We start from the raw sequence: 20,553 nt of genomic DNA, 5'->3' as shown, positions 1-20,553 counted from the left end.
GTCCAACTATTTGCGTTAACAGCTATAACTATACGGTCCGAAACCGGGAAGATCAAGTGAAATCATCCCGGCAGAATCATAATCAGATCAGGAAATCTGCTTGTGCATGAAAATACATTCAGGCGATTAATTTCCCGCCGGGAAAAGAATCTCCAGGAATGCTTTCATACAGCCCTCCTGCAGTTCTGCTGTCTTGTTTCACAGGAATTTCTTTCCCGCCGAAAAGAAAAAAAGTCTGCCGCCGCGGACAGACTTCAGGAAAACTCAGTCGCCGAAGCTGACGCCGATCAGCCTGGTCTCCTTGATGATCTTTGCTTTCGGATCGATGGTCTTGAGCTTGCCGGCAACATCCTTGAGCGGCACTTTGACCATTTCACGGTTCTTGTAGCCGATCATGCAGCCGTATTCCTGCTTCAGCACCAGCATGCCTGCCTCAGCACCAAGCCTTGACGCAAATACCCGGTCATAAGCATCCGGCGTGCCGCCGCGCTGGGTATGTCCCGGAACGGTGACCCGGACTTCACGGCCCGTCTCCTTCGTGATCTGGTCGGCCAGCTCATAGGAAACAGACGGGAACTCATAGTTGCCGAGCTTCTTGCGGTATTCTTTCTTGGAAAGCTTTGCATCGACTTTCGAGATTGCGCCTTCCGCACAGGCGATGATCGTGAATCGCTTGCCGGCCGCATCGCGCTTCTCGATGACATCGACAACGTTCTTCAGATCATACGGGATCTCCGGCAGCAGGATGATGTCAGCACCGCCAGCAATGCCCGCATTGAGCGTCAGCCAGCCGGTTTTATGGCCCATGATCTCCACAATGAAGACACGGCCATGGCTGTTGGCAGTCGTATGAATCTCATCGATGCACCGGGTGGCGATATCGACAGCTGACTGGAAGCCGAAGGTCATATCCGTTCCCCAGAGATCATTATCGATGGTCTTCGGCAGCGTGATGACATTGAGCCCTTCCTCGCTCAGCAGATTCGCCGTCTTCGTAGACCCGTTGCCGCCGAGCACGACCAGGCAGTTCAGCTGAAGCTTGTAATAGGTCTGCTTCATCGCTGCAACCTTATTGTTCCCGTTTTCATCCGGATCATGAATTGTCTTGAACGGAACCCGGGAGGTACCGAGAATCGTTCCGCCAACCGTAAGGATGTTGGAGAAATCCTCTTCGGTCAGCAGCCGGAACCTGCCCCGCATCAGTCCTTTATACCCATCTTCAAATCCATAGAATTCCACAGGTTCTTTGGAATTCAGAGTGACACACTTGAAGACTCCCCGCATCGCTGCATTCAGCGCCTGGCAGTCTCCGCCGCTGGTAAGCATACCTACTCTTAGCATAGTCAGTCTCCTTACGAATCTTGTTCTGCATTTATTTTAGTATCGATCTGCCCATTTAGAAAAGAAGAAGCGGATGCACATCTTCGCAAAGTGCATCCGCATACTCTTCTTCATTCAGATATCCGCATACCAGCATCCGGTGAAGCACCCATTCCTGGCGCTTCTTGGCAGCCTCGTATCCATCTGACAGCTGATAGACCGAAGGTGCATTCGGAATTCCCGCCAGCATTGCTGCTTCGGCCGCAGTCAGATCAGAAGGATCCTTCCGGTAGTAATGCATTGCTGCGTCTTGTATTCCATAACAGCCATCACCGTAATAGTTCATGTCGGCATAGACCGCAAACAGCTCCTGCTTGGAAAAAGACCATTCCAGCCGGTACATTACGAGCACCTCTGCTCCTTTCTGCTGCAGACCTCTCGGTTCCCTCTGGAAATAGAAGTTCTTCGCAATCTGCTGCGAGATCGTGCTGCCGCCTTCGACGATTCTGCCAGCTTCAAGATTATGAAGCATCGCCCGGAAAAAGGACAGCCAGTCAAAGCCATGGCGGATGAAGAATCTCTGATCCTCCGCTGCGATCACTGCATGCACGAAGTCCGGATCAATTTCCTCAAAGGATACTCCCCCTGCCAGCACTTCTTCCGCAAGCGGTTCCGGAGCCTGAATTGTGACTGCTTTCTGATAGAGCTCTGCACTGGCTCGGATACCGATGCCGCCAGCTGCACAGCAGGTCAGAAGCAGGAACAGGAAGAAGATCCGGACCTGTTTCTTCATTCGAGATTCAGTCTGCGATCCAGGATCAGCCAGGTAATCGCTCCATAGAGCACAATCTGCAGCAAAGGAACCAGAAGCTCCGCCAGCATTGCCTGTTCATTCAGGATCGAATCCGGCACCAGCGAAAGGCCGATCTCTGAAATGAGCCAGAACACCAGGATCTGAAACCCGATGTACGCAAGGTAGGCACCAAGCAGACGATGGCCGCTCCAGAGATGACCGACAGAAATCGATGCGTAGATCCTGGTGACCAATGCAGTAACCGTCAGAATCCCAAGCACAATCGAGAACAGCAGCGTCTTCTGATCCTCAGGATTCAGATGTACCTGAAACATTGCATTCATCATTTCGCCGATGCCCTGGAATCCGCCAAGCGAAGGATCGAAAACCACGATCAGAACTCCCGAAAGAACAACCACGAGAACTCCGATCAGCCCCCAGATCAGCGCCGTCAGCACTTTGGCAAAGATATGCGTTCCGGTAGACACCGGGATCGTGAACATCAGATATCCCTGGCTGCCAAGCAGGTTCTGATAGAACCGCTGGATCACCAGCACGACCGTCATCACCATCGCCGCAATCAGCAGCACAGAGTAGATGATCGCGATCGTCAGCGAAACATTCGTATTGCGGCTGGACAGACCAAGCAGAATCGCTGCCACCAGCATCGCTCCATAAACCGGAAACAGAATTCTGCCAATGGAACGGAAATCGTATTTCAGAAGTTTTCCTAGCATGCAAACACCTCCCGGAAATAAGAATCCACGCTTTTTCCGGTTTCTTCCCGGATCTGATCCGTGGTCTTATGAAGCAGAATCTTTCCCTGCTTCAGAAACACTGCTTCATCAAGAATGCTCTCAACATCCGCAATCAGATGTGTCGAAATGATAATCAGCGCATCCTGCCGGTAATTCGCCAGGATCGTCTTCAGAATATAATCCCGTGCCGCAGGGTCTACCCCGGCAATCGGCTCATCCAGGAAAAACACCTTGGCATTCCTGGAAACTGTGAGAATCAGACGAACTTTCTCCTGATTACCCTTGGACAATTGCTTCAGTCTCTTTTCCGGATCAATCGAAAGATCAAAGAGCAGACCCTCCGCCCTCTGCCGGTCAAAATCATCGAAGAAGTCCTGATAGAACGACAGAGCTTCAGACACTTTCATCCAGTCCTGCAGAAATTCGCGATCCGGCAGATATGCGACGATATTTTTCGTCAGAACTCCCGGCTTCTCTCCGCCGATCAGGATTTCCCCGCTGCTAGGCTGCAGCAGCCGGCAGGCAATCTTGATCAGCGTCGTCTTGCCCGAACCATTCGGACCGAGCAGGCCGACAATTCTTCCCTGTTCCAGATTCAGATTCACATGATCCAGCGCAGTAAGGCTTCCATAGCGCTTGGTCAGATCATGACATTCGAAAATACTCATGAATTCCTTTCCTCCTTTGCGTACGCTTCGCAAGCCAGCAGGATTTCCTCCTGGCTTAAGCCAAGCCCCGTCAGTCTTTCAAACAATTCTCCGATATACTTCCTGCCAAGGCTCACCCTAAGGGCAGAAAGCTTCTGCCGATCTTCGGTCACAAATCTGCCGCTGGTCCGCTGACTATGCAGCAGGCCGTCCCGCTCCAGCTCGGCAAAGGCCCGCTGGACCGTATTCGGATTGACTCCGGCCTCCAGAGCCAGATCCCGGACCGAAGGCATTTTCTGGCCAGGGGCATATGTCCCGGCCGCGATCCCGGTCTCCAGCTTCTCGATGATCTGAAGATAGATCGGGCTGTTTCCTTCAAATCTCCATCCCATTGTTTCTCCTTTCTTCAGTCTTATTGTATTAGTGTCTTAATACACTATGAATATAAAGCACTGATATCATTCTGTCAACCAGTTTTCCTAACAAAAAAGTGCCCGGAATGAAGGAACCGGACACCTGCATCAAGCTTTCCCGTTCAGATAGGAAAGCCTGCGGAATTCTTTTTTCGATAGAAGGACAGCAAGGATCGCCATGCCAAGATCTGCAGCCGGACCGCTCCAGAGAATGCCGTCGATTCCGAACTTCGACGGCAGCAGCAATAAGCAGATCGGCAGCAAGATCACCTGTCTCTGCATGCTCATCTTCGGTCTGCCCTGGGCCGAGAAGAACCCCCGACGGAGCTCTGCAGGCCATTCAGCGTGACCAGCGGTCCTCTTCTTCAAACAGCTCCGGATGTCTTCTGCGGTAACAAAGCAGAGACGCAGTAATTTCAAGCTCCCGTTTCTGCTCTGCTTCTTCCAGCAGCCTCAGAGACAGTTTCTGATCTACCAGCTCATGGCGCAGAAAATAATTCACGGCCGGAAGCCTGGATTTCCGGATTGTCTGAAAAAGGCATGTCTCTTTTTCTGTTTCAAGAGCTTCCTGATATTTCTTTCTCATCAGGAAAGGATACCGTTCCTCCTGCTCTGCATAACCAAGCAATGCGGCCAGATGAATGGACGGAGTATGAAATATCTCCTGATCCGATCCGGGACTTACCAGGATCACGAGCTTCTCATCGCCCTCAAACATCTGATCATCCATCGTCCGGACCGAGGAAGGAATCTCTGCATATTCCAGCGCTGTACATACTGCAAACGCATGGGCTCCGATCCATTTCACACCATCAGGAACATATAACTTCTGCAGCAGATGCTGATTCCGGAAGGCTCCGCTCTGAATGGATTCAGTTCCCTCGGGAATCCTCGCGATCGCTTCCTCGCGGATTCTTCCCAGGCAGACATGATCGATCATGAAATATCCTTCTGCATCTGCCAGCTTTTCGCATCCTGCAAATACCTGTCTGCCAGCCTCGAACATCCCCGGAATGCATGCCAGCCGAGGATCTTCGCATTGCCTGGCACCGTCACTTCGGTCAGCCCGGTGCACGATTCAAATGCGCGCCAGCCAATTTCAATGCAGGTGGAAGGAATAGAGATCTTCCTCAGAAGAACATGTTCCCGAAATGCATCGGCTGTGATCCGGACGGTTCCTTCAGGAATCCGTGCTTCCCGGAGACTTCTGCGTCCTTTGTACAGAACTTTTCCGAGGAAGCAGAAGTCTTCGTTCCAGCTTGTTTCATTCTCGCTGTAATACTGATCAAATCTTGTTCCGGCAAATGCATTCAGGCCGACCGCCATGATCAAATCCGGGGCATGCACGATCTCCAGGGCAGAACACCACTGAAACGCACCTTCTTCAATCCCTTCGCATCCTTCCGGAATCGTGACAGAGATCAGCGTCGTATCATCCTTGAATGCCCCTTCGCCGATCATCCTGACTCCTTCCGGGATCTTCACATTCGAAGCATCTCCGAGGTAGCGGATCAGCTTGTCTCCTTCGATCCGGAAATCTTTCTCAGAGGTCATGGATCTCATTCTCCTTCAGCACAAGCCGGATGGCCCATGTCGGCACTTCCGGGATCTCATGTCCATGATCGAGAAACACAAACGCCGTCGGATAAGCCGGAGGCATGGCCGGATAGGTTCCGTATCCATCCGTGAAATAGATCAGTCCACGGAAATTGGAGAACGCATGGCTGCGGATCAGCTCATTGACCTTCTCGAACACCGGCCGGAAGTCGGTTCCTCCGAATCCCTTCAGCAACATCATACTCTTCAGATAAGCATCCAGGTCTTCCTGGCTTTTGATGGAGACATCTTCTTCGACTTTCGCTCCGCATTGGAGAATATGGATATTCACGCGGGAGAAGAAACTGTCGGTCTGCTTCAGCATGTTCCAGGTCTTCTGCACGAATTGCTGCACCAGATCTCCGGATACTGATTCCGAGGTATCGATCGCAATCACGATCTCCCGGACTTTCTTCACTTCCTTGTATTCCAGCGGTTCGACCAGCGGCATATTGCCGTAGTGATCCATGCCGTAGATATAGTAGATATAGTCGAACTCATCTTCATTGGTTTCGAGATTCTCGCCCAGCGAAGCAAACTTCTTCAGAAATTCCCGGTAGTCATATGTCTCCCGGTTCAGCTCCTTCAGAGTCTGCTTCAGATTGCCGGCCTGTTCGAGAACTTCATCAGTGAGTTCCTTGCCCTTCAGGAAGGCTTCTGCCTTCGGAGCACGGATTGCATTGACAGCAACACCGCCCAATGCGATTCTGCAGTCTTCGATCTTCTTTCCATCCATGCGTACCCAGGCGGCAGTGCCGATGATGGCAAGATCCATCGCCTTGCGTACGGAGAGCTTGAGATAGGCAGAACCTTCATGCGGATTCAGTTCAGGAATGTAGATCTCACTGATCAGCTCGCCCTTGGACTTTTCCAGGTCGTATTTGCGGAAACCTTTATAGAACTCATTCATATTGATGGTTCTCGTGTTACCGTCTTTGTCATACGTTTTCACAGAAGCATGCTCACCAAGAGAATCGGGACGGTATCTGCAGACGGGGACGCATTGACGATGTTTCCTGCCATCGTTCCTTTTCTGCGGATCTGCGCAGAGGCAACATAATGAGCTGCCTGGGCAACTGCCGGAAGATGCTTCTTCACTTCAGGATCATTCTGAATTGCGTAGAGCTTGGCAAGGGAACCGATATGAAGGCCATCGCCTTCGACGAATTCCACTTTGTCCAGGCCCTGGATGCCCTTCAGATCCACTTCCCGCTTCAGCCCCTTGAGGGCTTTTGCCTGCACGAGAAAAATGACATCCGTGCCGCCTGCCATGACGCGCACATCGTCACATGCATTCAGCGCAGCTGCTTCCGGAAGGCTCTTTGCAAVTACGTAATCGAACTCGGGTAAAGCCATCAATGAACTCGTCCTTCTTTTTGATCATCAGTAACATACGCGCTATGTTGTATTCATACCTTAGCAGAACCCCAGAAGAAAAACCGGTAGCCCAGGATACCGGTAGATCATATTTTCACACAAAAAAAGCTCTGGAATCTCCAGAGCAGAAATCATTTATTCTGAATACGTCTTCAGCAGCCAGCGGAATTCATGCGGCTTCATGGCAACTGCCTTCGCATCAGTCTCTTCACCAGTCAGAAGATCAGTATAGACCTCAGGTTCATTGAGCCATGCTGTCTGATCATTCTCAGAGAAGTTGAACAGTGCCAGCAGCTTCTCGCCTTTGCAATATCTGCCAAGTGCAAGAATTGAATCATTGTATGGTTCCAGCACCCACGTATCCGCATGCGCATCAAAGACGATATGAGACTGCCGCAGCTCGATCAGCTTCATGAGCCGTTGAAACAGCATGCCTTGCCTGGTCGCCGGATCCTTGCGCATTGCGGCAAGATTCCAGTCGAACTTTCCGCGGTGCAGATAGCGGGAATCATCTTTCTTCAGCGGATCTTCATGGTAGCTGTAATCATTCAGCTGCCCGATCTCATCACCGGAATACAGCACCGGAATGCCGCTCTGGGTCAGCAGGAATGCATGCAGCATCACATCGAGATCGATCGAAGCATGCAGCTTGAAGTCATTCTTCTCATAGACCGCTGCTTCCGTTCCGCACAGCGAAGCCGTCGTTCCGCACAGTCTTGCGTCTTTCAGCCGCGGATCGTCGTTATACAGCTCGCCTCTGGAATCAGATCCCCAGTATCGGCCAGTCAGGAACGCATTCAGATATTTCTTATGCGCAGCCTGCTCGATGCCGAACTGCGCCAGGAAGTCATAATCGAGACCCCAGCCGATATCATCATGGCAGCGGAGATAATTCAGGAATGTATCCTGCTTCGGCAGGGCGCAGACGGTTTCCATCTGGCGTCTCAGAAGTCTGACATCTCTGGTTGCGACCGTATTCCAGGTACTCGCCATCGTCGTCACGTTATACAGCATCTGGCATTCCGGCTTCTCAGCAGTTCCGAAATACGGGACGACCTTGTCCGGCTCCATGACCACTTCGCCAAGCAGCAGTGTGCCCGGGGCAGCGATGTCGGCTGCCATGTGCATGATCCGTACCAGCGTATGAACCTGCGGCAGATTGCGGCAGGTGGTTCCCAGCGTCTTCCAGATATAAGGCACTGCATCCAGACGGACAATGTCCACGCCCTGATTGCAGAGATACAGCATGTTCTCGCACATATCATTGAAGACCGTCGGATTGCGGTAATTGAGATCCCACTGATACGGATAGAACGTCGTCATGACGACTTTGTTCGCTTCCGGACACCAGCTGAAATTGCCAGGAGCAGTCGTCGGGAATACCTGCGGAACCGTCTTCTCGAATTCATTCGGAATCGTCCAGTCATCAAAGAAGAAATAGCGGTCCTGGTATTCTTTCTCGCCAGCCTTAGCCCGCTTTGCCCATTCATGATCTTCGCTCGTATGGTTCATGACGAAGTCCAGGCATACGGAAATATCATGTTTATGGCAGGAATCCGACAGATGCGCAAGATCCTTCATCGTGCCGAGTTCCGGTTCCACCTTCCGGAAATCCGAAACCGCATAGCCGCCGTCGCTGCGTCCTTTCGGCGTTTCCAGGAGCGGCATCAGATGCAGATAATTCACATGGCATTCCCGGATATAATCCAGATGTTTTTCCACCCCGGAAATCGTTCCGGCAAAGCAGTCGGTATACAGCACCATGCCGAGCATTGAGCCCTGCTTGTACCAGTCGCCTGCCTTGGTGCGCTTCTGATCCCATTTCTGCAGCTTCTTCGGCCGCTGGCTGTAGCAGCGATAAAGCATCGTCAGAAAGTAATCAAACGCATGTTCATCATGATAGAGCTCATTGTATAGCCATTGCATCTCTTCATACGAAACGGCCAGACGTTTCGTGAATTCCTTGTCCCATTCCGGTCTTGTTTTCATGTGCCTTCCCCCTCATTGAACTGCTGTGATCAGTGCTCTGACTTCTGCTTCCGAAGGCATCACTGCCAGAGCGCCTTTGCGGGTGGTCACGATGGAAGCGGCGGCATTGGCAAACGTCAGAATCGAACGGAGCTTCTCTTCGTTCAGAGCCTCCATTCCTTCCCTGAGAATACCATGGAGCACGCATGCCCCGAACGTATCTCCTGCCCCTGTCGTCTCAATCGTATTCGGCTGCAGAAAGGCAGGAACTTCTACCATCAGGCTTCCCTTGTAAGCCCGGCTTCCATCCGGTCCCATCGATAAGGTGATCAGAGGAATATGATAGGTCTTCTGAAGCAGTTCAATGCCTTCATCAAAGTCTTCTTTTCCGGTGAACCAGCGGATCTCATTATCAGAGATCTTCAGGATATCGCAATGATGCAGACCATAGTCAAACGCAGCTTTGGCATCTTCTTCGTGATGCCAGAGCGGCAGTCTCAGATTCGGGTCAAACGAACGCAGGCACCCGCTTTCTTCTGCCGTCGCAATCGCCAGTTTCGTTGCAGACAGCACCGGCTCATCCGTCATCGACAGCGTTCCGAAATGGAAGATCTTCGCATTGCGGATCAGATCAAGGTTCACTTCTTCCGGCTTCAGATTCATATCTGCGCCAGGATTCCGGTAGAACGAGAAATCACGGTCTCCGTTCGGCAGCTTATGAACCAGGGAGAGTGTCGTATGCACTTCCGGATCGAATACCAGGCCGCTGCCGTCAATGCCTGCTTTCGTGATCGCTTCTGACAGCTGGGTGCCGAAGCCGTCTTTTCCTACTTTCCCGATGAATGAAACCGAATGCCCGAGTTTTGCTAGCATCGCAAGCACATTGCAGGGTGCGCCGCCCGGGTTTGCTTCAAACATCGGATTGCCCTGTTCCGAAGTACCGTTCTGAATGAAATCGATGAGCAGCTCTCCAAGAGCCGTCACATCCAGCTGATTCTTTCCCATGGTCAGTTCCTCTTTTCCTAAGCGCTTTCATTATATCGTGACTGAAGCGTCAGTTGATACTCTGTTTCTTCAAACCTCATAAAAATACCGCAGAATCAGAGAGACAGAAAAAAGCCCTGGGAGGAGTGCACCGCATTTCATCGATGCTTTCCGGCCAGGACCATCCGAAAGAGATTACTCGAAATGGAATTCTCCGCTTTTTCCGCCGGTCTTTTCAACCAGATGGACATCCGAGATCACCATGCGCTTGTCGATGGCCTTGCACATGTCATACACCGTCAGCAAAGCTACGCTGACGCCGGTCAATGCTTCCATCTCCACCCCGGTCTTGCCATCGGTACGGACCGTGCAGAAGGCAGTGATCTCATGCGTCTTCTCATCTGCCTCAAACGTCACCGAAGCATGGGTCAGGTTCAGCAGATGGCACATCGGAATCAGCTCGCTGGTGCGCTTGACCGCCTGGATGCCGGCTACCGTCGCAACGGTATAGACATCTCCTTTCACGACCTTCTTTCCTTCGATGGCATCGAATACTTCCGCTGAGACCTGGATCGTGCCTCGGGCAGTTGCTTCACGATGCGTGATCTCTTTTTCTGAGACATCCACCATGCGGGCATTGCCGTGTTCATCAAAATGCGTGAATTCCATTGTTATCCTCCCTAGAGTCTTTCCTCAGCCATCCTGTCAAGAGAATCCATCGTAACTGATTCATCAGCGAACTTCCCGATCCTTCAGATACAGCATCCGCTTCATGTCAAACTGCAGATAGTCCGGCATACCCTTCTCCTGAAGAATCGGCCAGTCTTTACGCTGGACCAACCAGGTGATCACGTCCTCGCGCTCATAATTCTTCCGGTTCTCTGGCGGAATATAGAAGTTCTTCTCAAACGGAAGGCTGCTTTCATCTGCACCCTTTGCATCGATGCAGTTTTCTTTTCTTTCCCCGTAGATCGGAATGAAGTCATGAGCCCGGAAGCCAAGATAGGAGAAGTCCTCCGGGAGCAAGTCATCGCTGTGCAGCGTGATGCCCCAGCTCTCTGCCTTCACGGTATGATCATCCACTCGGACTGCGGAAGAAAAATTCTTGCAGCCGGTCAGGACGGCAGCTGCCTTCGTGCGCGGATCCGCAAATACTGCCTTCGGAGTACCATGCACTTCGATGCTGCCATGATCCAGGATCAAGAGATCCTCCGAAAAGCGGTATACTTCATCGCGGTTATGCGATACAAGCACTGCAATGCCAGTATACTCCTTCAAAAGATCCAGCGTCTCCTGCTGCACGCGGTCGCGCAGATACGCATCCAGTGCTGAGAATGGTTCATCCAGCAGGATCACATCCGGCGAATAGGCCATGATCCTTGCTAAAGCCGTACGCTGCTGCTGGCCTCCGGACAGCTGGTCGGGAAAATGCTTCTCGAGCCCCTTCAGCTCAAACTTCTCAATCATCTCCTGCACTCTGGCATTCTGTTCCTCTTTCCTCATGCCATGCAGACCGGAACGGATATTCTGTTCCACGGTCATGTTCGGAAAGAGTGCATAGTTCTGGAACAGATAGCCGACATGGCGCTGCTGCGGCTTCAGGTTGATATGCTTCTCAGAGTCAAAGAGCACTCTGCCATTCAGGACGATTCTGCCTTCGTCCGGAGTCACAATGCCGGCGATGCATCTGAGGGTCATGGACTTGCCGCAGCCGGATGCTCCGAGAATGCCGATATGGCCTGCATCGGACGCAAAGTGCATATCGAGGCAGAATCCCCCGAAATCCTTGCTGATGTCTGCTTCCAGTCTCATGATTTCCTCGCTTTCTTCCGTTCCCGGTCTTCGAGCATGTTCACCGAGATCAGCACGACAGCCGAGATCGCGATATTCACGAGCACCCAGGTCATCGCTCCGGCTTCATCATTCGTCCGCCAAAGCTGATATACCGTCGTCGCAATGGTTGCGGTCTTTCCCGGCGTATACCCGATGAGCATGCTGGTGGCGCCGTATTCGCCTAGTGCTCTTGCAAAGGCAAGCACGGCTCCGGCCAGAATCCCCTGCCGGCAGGATGCCATCTGGATATGCCAGAAGATATACGTATTAGACAGGCCGAGCGTTCTGCCGGCATAGGTCAGATTGCGGTCATAGCTTTCAAACGCCCCGCGGGCTGTCCGGTACATGAGCGGAAAGGACACCAGGGCTGCAGCAAGAACACCGCCCGGCCAGTTCATGACAAATGAGAGATCAAACTCTGCCAGAAACATGCCGATTGGTCTTCTTGCCCCGAATACCCGCAGCAGCAGCCAGCCGCATACGGTCGGCGGAAGGACCAGAGGCAGGGTCAGCACGACATCGAGAATGCCCTTCAGCACCTTCGGAAGTCTGGCGGTTTCATAGGCCAGGAAGATGCCGAGGAAAAACACGATGACACTGCTGATTGCCGCGATCCGCAGCGAATTCCATAACGGGAACCAGTCCATGTGTCCCCTCCTTTCCGAAAATCAGTATTACTCAGCCGTTACAGCAGAGAAGCCGACACTCTCGAAGACCTTCATTGCTTCATCTGTCTGCAGATAGTCGAGTAACTTCTTTGCACCATCCGGATTCCTGGCCGTCTTCAGAACTGCTGCCGGATAGATGACCTGTCCGCACATTTCCGGAGTTGCAGAATCAACTGTGGTCAGGCCAGCAGAATATGCATCGGTCTCATAGATGACGCCGCAGTCCACGGAAGCTTCGGAGATCTGGGTCGTGACTTCCTTGACGTTGGTGCCATAAGTGATCTTGCCCTCATTGGCAAGCGTGGTTTCATCAAGACCATAATAAGCCAGAATCTTCTGCGTGTACTGTCCGACCGGAACATCGCTGTTGCCAATCGCCATCAGCACATCGCCATTCTTCAGAAGATCAGCTAGCTGATCGAAGCTTTCAATGCCCTTCGGGTTTCCTTCCGGTACGGCCAGCGTGATTTTGTTTTCCAGCAAGTTGACTCTCGTATCCGGATCGACGAAATCAAGACCGTCGGTATTCACATCAGAAGAAGCAGTGATATCGAGCTGATTCATCTGCTTCTGACCAGCCGAGATGAATAAGTCGCAGTCTGCCCCTTCCTGAATCTGCGTCTTCAAGGTTCCGGAAGAGTCGAAGTTGAAAGTCAGGGTAACACCCGGATTCTCTGCTTCATACGTTTCCTTGATCTGGTTCAGCGTCTCGGTCATCGAAGCTGCTGCGAAGACAATGACCTCGGACTGTTCAGCAGCGGCAGCAGTCGTTTCCGCTGCTTCGGCTGCTGCTGCAGATGCGGCGGCAGTGAAAGCTGCAGCAGTCGCTGCAGAAGAGCTGCTGCTTCCGCACCCAGCCAGAGCAAGTGCGATTGCTGAGGTGAGTGCAATGAGTTGTTTCATAGGTTTACTTCTTATCCTCCTGTTTTATCTCAGCCGTATGCTTTTTTTATAATATACGATTCTGATCATATAAGCCCGCATAGCGGGCAGTGAGGACTGTTCAGGCGTCCGCGGTACCGCGCAGGATCCCAAGCCCATGAGGCAGAGCCGGCATCAGAATATCGAGGTCTTCCCGGCAGGCTTTCGGGCTTCCGGGCAGATTGATGATCAGCGTCTGTTTCCGGATGCCGGCCGTCTGACGGCTCAGCATCGCTTTCGGCGTGATCTTCAGAGACTCCGAGAGAATTGCCATCGCAATGCCTGGGGCCATACGGTCGCAGACTGCTTCCGTGGCTTCCGGCGTGATGTCTCTCTGCGAGAATCCGGTTCCTCCGGTCGTGAAAACGACATTGACCTGACGCTGATCCGCTAGGCGGATGAGTTCTTTCTGCAGGAATGGCTTCTCATCCGGAAGCAGGATCTGTTCCAGAACCTGAAATCCTTTTCCTTCGAGATACTCCCGGATCGCAGGTCCGCTCTTGTCTTCATAGATGCCTTTGAATGCCCGGTCGCTGAGGGTGATGATCGCTGCAGTGAACGGATGGTCTTCTGCTAAAGGCTCCACAATGATTTCATCACCCGGATGGATCATTCCGCCTTTCAGCACCTTTCCAAACACGCCTTCTCTCGGCATGATGCAGTCGCCTACCGCCTTGTAGATGGCACAGTGATCATGGCATTCCTTGCCGATCTGCGTCAGTTCCAGCAGGCAGTCACCGACATGGATCAGAGATCCGACCTGGATCGAACGCAGGTCGATGCCATTCACGATCAGGTTCTCGCCGAAGGCACCATAAGCCACATCGATCCCTTTCTTCCGGAATTCTTCAATCTTCTCTTTCTCCAGCAGGCTGACCTGGCGATGCCAGTTTCCGGCATGTGCATCGCCGACGATTCCCCAGTCGACTTTCAGTTCTGCTTCGGGAATCACGTATTTCGCGGTTCCGCGATGATCGCTGATGCAGATGGCCTCCAGAGATCCTTTTCTGATTTCGTTATCCGCCAATTTCAATCATCTCCTGTTCTTCGGTAATTCTGTTCAGCTGCTCAAAGCAATGAGCCTGCGGCTTTTCTGTGATTGCTTCTGCAATAGCCTGCTTCAATCCTTCCTGATGATCGTTCTGATCTCTCAGGATCGATCTCAGATCGACCGTATCGCCATAGCAGAGACATGGCTTCAGCTTGCCCATCGAAGTGAGACGGATCCGGTTGCACGAACTGCAGAACTTTCCGTGAATCGCTCCGATGAATCCGATCGATCCAGCAAAGCCTGAAAGACGCACATATTCTGCCGGCCCGTTGCCATGAACCCGATGATCTTCTTCGATGGGTCCGAACTCTGCTTCGATCTGCTTCTTCAGGTCTTCATTCGATACCGGCGGATACTTCTTTCCGTACCCGATCGGCATCATCTCGATAAACCGCACATCGATCGGAAGATCCTTAGATAGACGTACGAGATCTTTCCATTCACCGTCATTGACACCGGTCTGAAGCACCGTATTCACTTTCGTGCGGATGCCGCCTGAAACCGAAGTCTCAATGCCTGCCTTTACTTCCTGCAGACGGTCGGAACCGGTGATCATCCGGAATACTTCCGGCTTCAGCGTATCGAGCGACACATTGATCGCATCGATGCCTGCTTCTTTCAGAGCTGGAAGATTCTGCTTCAGCAGAATGCCGTTGGTCGTCATCGTGACCTGCTCGATGCCGGGGATCTCTTTCAGCCGCTTCACGAGATCCGCACATCCAAGTCTGACCAGAGGCTCTCCTCCGGTCACCTTGATCTTCGTGATACCAAGCGAAGCAGCAGCTTTCGCAATCTCGAGGATTTCTTCATAGCTCAGAATCTCATGCATATGAACCTGCTGAATTCCTTCCGGCATGCAGTACCGGCATCTCAGGTTGCAGCGATCCGTGATCGAGATTCTGAGGTAATTGATCTCCCGTCCGAAGGAATCCTTCATCCGTCGAACCTTTCCAGAAGGACATGGAGATCGCCGCCGCAGACTTCTCCTTCTTTCGAAGCCGCATCTGCCGTCAGCGAATCATGGAACAGCTCATTGCCAAGACCCGTATCCAGCATCTTCTTCGCTTCCTTCAGAACCAGGGCTTCCAGCAGTCCTCCGCCGATTGTGTTGATGCCGGTTCCGTCTTCGACAATCAGCATCTTCGTACCGACTTCACGCGGTGCAGATCCGCTGCGCCCGACAATTTCAGCAAGCACTTTCGGACCATCATGGTCATAAGCTCCCTGCAGAATATCCTGCGGATAGCCATACTGCTTTCTGGCATTGCGCACCTGAATGACCTGCGCCAGAACCGAGATGGCAATCTCTTCCGGCGTCTCAGAATTGATCTCAAGCCCGATCGGCGCATAGACACTATTCACCAGATCTGCATCGTTTCCCTCATCGGTCATCTTCTGCTTGACCATCTGGATTCTGCGCCTGCTGCCCATCATGCCGATATAGGCATGCGGCTTCTTCAGAATCATGCGCAGGCAGTCTTCATCCCACTTATGGCCTCTGGTCACAATCACGAAGAACGTATCCGGGTTTCCAGGAATCTCAGCCAGGGCTTCGGCAAACGGCTTAGCGATCACATGTTCTGCTCCTGCTTCTCTGGCATTTGCAGCGAATTCCTCGCGGTCATCAATGACCGTGACTTCCATGCCGACCGTCTGGGCAAGCTTCAGAATCGGAATGGCCACATGGCCCGCTCCGCAGATCACCATCTGACTCGTGCGCCCGAGGCGCTCGATGAATACCTGCTGGCCATCCACTTCATGGAGGCCAGTCTCCTTCATCGCCGCAAGCTCTGCTTCATGAGCCTTCAGAAACGTGCAGTCATCTGACAGGAATACGGTCTTTCCATCGCAATACAGTGCTTTCTCCATCTTCTCAGAACTGATCAAAGAAGCGCTATGCATTTCGAGATATCCGTCCAGGGAACGGAATGCATCGAAATATGCAGATAATTTCGTCATGAACTCGCTCCCCCCTTACTTTCCGAATCCGCAGTTCGGGAACGTGCATGGATTGCAGCCAAGGCATAATCCGCCCTCCCCGAGCGCATCCATTTCCGCCTTCGTGACCGGGTCATCCGCCATCAGCCTCGGCAGAACGAGATCGAAAACCGTACGCTTTGCATACATGACACAGCCCGGCAGTCCGACAATCGGAATCCGCTTTCCATCCCGGTTCTTGTATGCAAGCATGAACATCGCTCCCGGAAGAACCGGTGCCCCATAAGTGATCACTTCATCCGCAGCAAAACCGATCGCCGCCGGCGTCCGGTCATCCGGATCCACGCTCATGCCGCCGGTGCAGCAGATGAAATCTGCCCCGGCATCCAGCAGCTTCTGAATCGCTGCGACTTCCATATCAGAATCATCGCTGCATACCTCATGCCCGATGATCTCTGCCCCGAATGCCTGAAGCTTTGCAATCACGACCGGCGTGAACTTATCTTCAATCCGATGGGCATAGACTTCATTGCCCGTCGTGACGATTCCGACCTTCTTTTTCCGGAATGGCAGAATCCGGAAGATCGGCGCACCCTTAACCGCTTCTTCCACTGCTTCCATCTTCTCTTTCTCGATGATCAGCGGAATGATGCGCATCCCGGCAATCTTATCTCCCTTTTTCACCGGGAAGTCCCCATGGATGCTGGCAATCATCATCTGTCCGAACGAATTCACGGTATAGAGACGCTTGCGGTCAATCTTCAATAGACCGTCAATCATCGCCTTCGCTTCGATCTTTCCTTCCTTGATGTCATCCGAATGCGTGATCGTATCCTGATCGCCTGCACTGATGCGGTACAGCACCATTGCTGCATCATTCTCATGCATCATCGATTCATTGACTTCCCAGATATAGACATGATCCTTGCCGACTCTCAGCAGCACCGGCACATCTTCCTTCGTGATGATATGTCCCTTGCGGAACACCGGACCTTTCTTGACCCCCGGAACAATCTCCGTGATGTCGTGGCATAGCATCTGCCCGACGGCATCCTCCGTCTTCATCAGTTTCATACGTTCTCCTGCCTCTTCTCCTTCTGAATCTTCGCTTCTATTCCAAGTGCTTTGCGGTATCTCGCATCATGATGCCGCATTGCCTCTTCGCTTCTGCATTTCGCCCTGCTCGCCTCAAAGCGCTCTGCAAGACTTACCCTCTGATCTTCCCTCGTGATCTTGTCTGCGTAATAAAGCAGATCTGCTTCATTCAGCGGCGTCTGTTCCAGATATCCTTCGTCATCATGAAATCTGACGATATCAGCAATATCAAGCCATCCTTCGCTTGCCAAAAGGTCAGCCGTACGACCTGCATGTTTCGGCAGCGCCCGGAGCAGATCATGAACGAGGGCCCCCTTCTCGAGAACCTCGCCATCATACGCTCCCTTCAGTTCAGATATTAATTCCACACAGGTATCACGAACTGCTTTCATATGTGCCGCAAGCGGTTCTGATACTTCGCAGCGCTCATATAGATCTTTGATCTCAGTCTCACCCATCAATCCGATCGGACGGTACAGCGGTTCCTGTACCGAGAGACTTCCATTCCAGCCAAGCACGGCGATCCCTGCTTCCGGCATCTTCACATCCAGAATGGAATCCAGACTGATCCCTCTGACCCTGCAGATCAGCGAACGGATCACGCCGCTGTGCGTCACGATGGCAAAGTCATCTGTGCTGTTATGGATCAGATCCAGCAGTTCCTGCATCGCCCGATCAGCGGTTTCCTCAAACGATTCTCCGCCAGGAGTCCGGTAGGATCCGATTGCCTTTCCGCGCTCTGAATATGCTTCCGGGAATTGTGTGCGGATGTCTGCAATCTTCTTTCCTTCCCAGGATCCGAGATTGATTTCACGGAAGGCTTCTGTCTTCAGCACATACGGAAGGCCGGAAGCTTCCGACAGTTCTTCGGCAGACCTGACTGTTCTGGAAAGATCCGAGGAAGCAATCCATCTTGCCTTCGTGCGCTTCAGCCATGCACCGTCAATCTGCATCTGTTTCCTGCCTGCTTCAGAAAGCGGGCAGTCAGTAATTCCGAGATACGTTCCTGGTTCCTTTTCTGCTTTTCCATGACGGATCAGATAGATCTTTCTCATGGTTCGCCTCCCTGCTTCAGGAAAACTGCAGAACCATGCAGATCCGCTAACGGGATCAGGTAAAGTCCATGCTTGCGGCAGAAACGATCCGCTGCTTCTCTGACACCCGGATACTGCAGGCTGGTATAGTCATGCAGAATGATCACGCCGCCCTTGGATAATCGCGGCCAGAAGTATTCCAGTCCCGCTTCTGCTCCGGCAGACAGATCGGGATCCAGGCTGACAAAGGCATAACTCGTTTCCGGAAGTCCCGATGCGCTTTCCGGAAAGTGGCCTTTCACGAATACTGCATGCTCCGGATGCGGGAGCTTCTGCCGCACAAGTTCAATGGAAGTATCCGAGAAATCATTGCGGTACGTGCCACCGGTTTCGTGTTTCAGATCTGCTTTCGCGAATCCTTCAAACGTATCAAGCAGATATAATTTCCGGTCCGGGAAGCAGCGATTGATTTCTCTGGCAAAGGCTCCCTGGTATACCCCGAGCTCAGCGGTGTCTCCAGGTACGTTCCTGTCTCTGATCTGTTCTGCAGCAAGTCTCAGTTCCGCAAGTCTCAGATCCTGAAGCTTCCGGAAGGATGAGATCGTCTCGATGGACCCATGATAGCCGGAGGCTTCGATCTGCTTGCGGATGGATTCGGCTGCTTCCTGATTCAGAACTGCAATCAGGATCAGATCCGGCGAAAGCTTCAAGCCTGCTTCCAGAGAAAGAACCGGAATATGGTCACTCTCTGTGTTCTGACAGGCTGGATTATTGTCCATGAAGCACACGACTTCGCCAGGGATCCAGCGGGATGCCATTGCCCCGCCCTGTCCGGCGCCGAAGATTGCAGTTTTCATGAGCGCACCTTCTTTTCGCGGCTGGATTCCGGAAACAGGGAACTTGCCGAGAACAGATTGCAGAATTCCTGTTCGGCCTGCCGTTCCACTCTTCTCGAAAGCTCTTCGTAAAGCTCCATCAATTCTTTTCCGCGTTCGGTCAGGACGGAACTGCCGCCGTCTTTTCCTCCGGCTCTTCTGGTAAGGATCCGGTAGCCAAGCTCTGCTTCGGCGCTGTGGATGATCTGCCAGCCTTTCGAATAAGACAGCCCTGCTGCCTCACAAGCCTTACGGACCGAATGCGTTTCCTCAATCTCTTTCATCAGGTCAAAGGTTTCCGGTCCGAAGAAGCCCTGGCTGTTGACAAGCGTGACATTGGCTTCTGCCCGCATCAGCCGGCTGTTCTGGCGGTCGATCGCATACTGCAGATCTTCTTTGGTATCCATGTCCATGACCGCCCCGGCATCATCAACTGGCAGGAAACACGTATTCTGAGAAGAAAGCGAATCCAGTGCTCCTTTGAGACCGCGCTCGCCGGAATAAGAGAGAATCTTCGGAATGAAAGAACCGCTGAACAGTACCGGATGTCCGATCCGGTTATGGCAGATCGGATAGACCAGATCTTCTTTTCTGGTCATTTCCAGCCTGACCGTATCTTCGAGAAAAAACGGAATATCCACCGGCGTGAAGAATACCCGTTTCACGTTTCCTTCCAGTCTTGCCAGCCCGAGCTTTGCGCTGTCAAACATCTGACTTGTCTCATATTGTTCATTGCGGACGAATTCGACTCCGAGCGGAGCAAGTGCTTCTTCCACCTGGTCTGCCTGGTAGCCGGTGACGACCACGATCTTCTTCACGCCGCAGCGCTGAAAGTTCGTGATGACGCGGTCGGAAAAAGAACGGCCGCCGACTTCCATCAGCTGTTTGAACTGATTCATTCTTTTTGACATTCCTGCAGCAACAATCACCGCTCCGTACTGGTTCATATCAGCCTCGTATGTTATTTTCATACCATACGTATTTCATGCAGGCAAGTGAAAAAACAGACAAAGATTCAGCTTCTGTAGCCCAGGCTGCAAGAATTTGTGAAAAAATGCTGAAACAAAAAAGAGATCCCTGAAACCTGGTATCTCAGAACAATAGAAATCAGAGCAGATGGAAAATCGGCTTCATTCTGCCGGTACGGCATCTGATCGATTTCACTCCAGTCATATTTGATGCCATAGTCGACATGGTCAGTAATCGCAATCTCGGCAAGACCGAGCCGGATTGACGACATCTTCCCTCGGGCAGACGGAATCATCGCTGTAATACGTATGAA

Annotated in this window: 23 protein-coding genes; all 23 read right to left on the bottom strand. The window is 52.3% G+C overall.

What is annotated here, in order from left to right; translation table 11 throughout:
* Positions 1-264 precede the first annotated feature (264 nt).
* The 23 genes from FYJ51_RS03940 to FYJ51_RS03830 all read right to left on the bottom strand — a co-directional run bounded on the left by FYJ51_RS03940 (position 265) and on the right by FYJ51_RS03830 (position 20,218).
* Positions 265-1,341, bottom strand: coding sequence for a 6-phosphofructokinase (locus tag FYJ51_RS03940; RefSeq protein WP_154503454.1), 1,077 nt, complete (start codon positions 1,339-1,341; stop codon positions 265-267).
* 55 nt (positions 1,342-1,396) lie between these two features.
* Positions 1,397-2,113: a biosynthetic peptidoglycan transglycosylase gene (locus FYJ51_RS03935; protein ID WP_154503451.1), complete on the bottom strand. Its 717-nt coding sequence runs from the start codon at positions 2,111-2,113 to the stop codon at positions 1,397-1,399.
* The gene (locus FYJ51_RS03930; protein WP_154503448.1) at positions 2,110-2,850 is read right to left on the bottom strand and encodes a hypothetical protein; all 741 of its coding nucleotides are present in this window, start codon (positions 2,848-2,850) and stop codon (positions 2,110-2,112) included. The genes FYJ51_RS03935 and FYJ51_RS03930 overlap by 4 nt, the downstream gene beginning before the upstream one ends.
* Positions 2,844-3,539: an ABC transporter ATP-binding protein gene (locus FYJ51_RS03925; protein WP_154503445.1), complete on the bottom strand. Its 696-nt coding sequence runs from the start codon at positions 3,537-3,539 to the stop codon at positions 2,844-2,846. The genes FYJ51_RS03930 and FYJ51_RS03925 overlap by 7 nt, the downstream gene beginning before the upstream one ends.
* On the bottom strand, positions 3,536-3,910 hold the full coding sequence (locus FYJ51_RS03920) for a GntR family transcriptional regulator (RefSeq protein WP_154503442.1): 375 nt from the start codon (positions 3,908-3,910) through the stop codon (positions 3,536-3,538). The genes FYJ51_RS03925 and FYJ51_RS03920 overlap by 4 nt, the downstream gene beginning before the upstream one ends.
* Positions 3,911-4,039: 129 nt before the next feature.
* On the bottom strand, positions 4,040-4,219 hold the full coding sequence (locus FYJ51_RS03915) for a hypothetical protein (RefSeq protein WP_154503439.1): 180 nt from the start codon (positions 4,217-4,219) through the stop codon (positions 4,040-4,042).
* Positions 4,220-4,271: 52 nt separating this feature from the next.
* On the bottom strand, positions 4,272-4,871 hold the full coding sequence (locus FYJ51_RS03910; RefSeq protein WP_205946168.1) for a leucine-rich repeat protein: 600 nt from the start codon (positions 4,869-4,871) through the stop codon (positions 4,272-4,274).
* A complete protein-coding gene (locus FYJ51_RS03905) occupies positions 4,868-5,485 on the bottom strand; it encodes a leucine-rich repeat domain-containing protein (RefSeq protein ID WP_167836535.1) in 618 nt (205 codons plus the stop codon). The genes FYJ51_RS03910 and FYJ51_RS03905 overlap by 4 nt, the downstream gene beginning before the upstream one ends.
* Positions 5,475-6,479, bottom strand: a complete 1,005-nt coding sequence (locus tag FYJ51_RS03900) for a VWA-like domain-containing protein (protein ID WP_204378595.1) — start codon at positions 6,477-6,479, stop codon at positions 5,475-5,477. The genes FYJ51_RS03905 and FYJ51_RS03900 overlap by 11 nt, the downstream gene beginning before the upstream one ends.
* Positions 6,476-6,883, bottom strand: coding sequence for an FAD binding domain-containing protein (locus tag FYJ51_RS03895; RefSeq protein WP_154503433.1), 408 nt, complete (start codon positions 6,881-6,883; stop codon positions 6,476-6,478). The genes FYJ51_RS03900 and FYJ51_RS03895 overlap by 4 nt, the downstream gene beginning before the upstream one ends.
* Positions 6,884-7,039: 156 nt before the next feature.
* Positions 7,040-8,893, bottom strand: a complete 1,854-nt coding sequence (locus tag FYJ51_RS03890; protein ID WP_154503430.1) for an alpha-amylase family glycosyl hydrolase — start codon at positions 8,891-8,893, stop codon at positions 7,040-7,042.
* A 12-nt stretch (positions 8,894-8,905) separates the two neighbouring features.
* Positions 8,906-9,877, bottom strand: a complete 972-nt coding sequence (locus FYJ51_RS03885; RefSeq protein WP_154503427.1) for a carbohydrate kinase family protein — start codon at positions 9,875-9,877, stop codon at positions 8,906-8,908.
* A 174-nt stretch (positions 9,878-10,051) separates the two neighbouring features.
* The gene (gene moaC, locus FYJ51_RS03880; protein ID WP_154503424.1) at positions 10,052-10,525 is read right to left on the bottom strand and encodes a cyclic pyranopterin monophosphate synthase MoaC; all 474 of its coding nucleotides are present in this window, start codon (positions 10,523-10,525) and stop codon (positions 10,052-10,054) included.
* Positions 10,526-10,588: 63 nt separating this feature from the next.
* Positions 10,589-11,668: a sulfate/molybdate ABC transporter ATP-binding protein gene (locus FYJ51_RS03875; RefSeq protein WP_154503421.1), complete on the bottom strand. Its 1,080-nt coding sequence runs from the start codon at positions 11,666-11,668 to the stop codon at positions 10,589-10,591.
* A complete protein-coding gene (gene modB / locus FYJ51_RS03870) occupies positions 11,665-12,336 on the bottom strand; it encodes a molybdate ABC transporter permease subunit (RefSeq protein WP_154503418.1) in 672 nt (223 codons plus the stop codon). The genes FYJ51_RS03875 and modB overlap by 4 nt, the downstream gene beginning before the upstream one ends.
* A 27-nt stretch (positions 12,337-12,363) precedes the next feature.
* Positions 12,364-13,260, bottom strand: coding sequence for a molybdate ABC transporter substrate-binding protein (gene modA / locus FYJ51_RS03865; RefSeq protein ID WP_154503415.1), 897 nt, complete (start codon positions 13,258-13,260; stop codon positions 12,364-12,366).
* Between the two features lie 100 nt (positions 13,261-13,360).
* A complete protein-coding gene (locus FYJ51_RS13695; RefSeq protein WP_154503412.1) occupies positions 13,361-14,305 on the bottom strand; it encodes an MOSC domain-containing protein in 945 nt (314 codons plus the stop codon).
* Positions 14,295-15,266: a GTP 3',8-cyclase MoaA gene (gene moaA / locus FYJ51_RS03855; protein WP_154503409.1), complete on the bottom strand. Its 972-nt coding sequence runs from the start codon at positions 15,264-15,266 to the stop codon at positions 14,295-14,297. The genes FYJ51_RS13695 and moaA overlap by 11 nt, the downstream gene beginning before the upstream one ends.
* A complete protein-coding gene (locus FYJ51_RS03850; RefSeq protein ID WP_154503406.1) occupies positions 15,263-16,288 on the bottom strand; it encodes an XdhC family protein in 1,026 nt (341 codons plus the stop codon). Before FYJ51_RS03850 ends, moaA begins: the two co-directional genes overlap by 4 nt.
* A 15-nt stretch (positions 16,289-16,303) precedes the next feature.
* Positions 16,304-17,341, bottom strand: coding sequence for a molybdopterin-binding protein (locus FYJ51_RS03845; RefSeq protein ID WP_154503403.1), 1,038 nt, complete (start codon positions 17,339-17,341; stop codon positions 16,304-16,306).
* The gene (locus FYJ51_RS03840) at positions 17,338-18,417 is read right to left on the bottom strand and encodes a histidine phosphatase family protein (protein WP_154503400.1); all 1,080 of its coding nucleotides are present in this window, start codon (positions 18,415-18,417) and stop codon (positions 17,338-17,340) included. The genes FYJ51_RS03845 and FYJ51_RS03840 overlap by 4 nt, the downstream gene beginning before the upstream one ends.
* Positions 18,414-19,253 carry a TylF/MycF/NovP-related O-methyltransferase gene (locus tag FYJ51_RS03835; protein ID WP_154503397.1) on the bottom strand — a complete coding sequence of 280 codons (840 nt, stop codon included), beginning with the start codon at positions 19,251-19,253 and terminating at the stop codon, positions 18,414-18,416. Before FYJ51_RS03835 ends, FYJ51_RS03840 begins: the two co-directional genes overlap by 4 nt.
* A complete protein-coding gene (locus FYJ51_RS03830; RefSeq protein ID WP_205946167.1) occupies positions 19,250-20,218 on the bottom strand; it encodes an NTP transferase domain-containing protein in 969 nt (322 codons plus the stop codon). The genes FYJ51_RS03835 and FYJ51_RS03830 overlap by 4 nt, the downstream gene beginning before the upstream one ends.
* Positions 20,219-20,553 lie beyond the last annotated feature (335 nt).

Source organism: Stecheria intestinalis (assembly GCF_009696165.1).
Classification (GTDB): Bacteria; Bacillota_I; Bacilli_A; order Erysipelotrichales; family Erysipelotrichaceae; genus Bulleidia; species Bulleidia intestinalis.
This window is presented reverse-complemented; position numbering and strand designations above follow the sequence as displayed.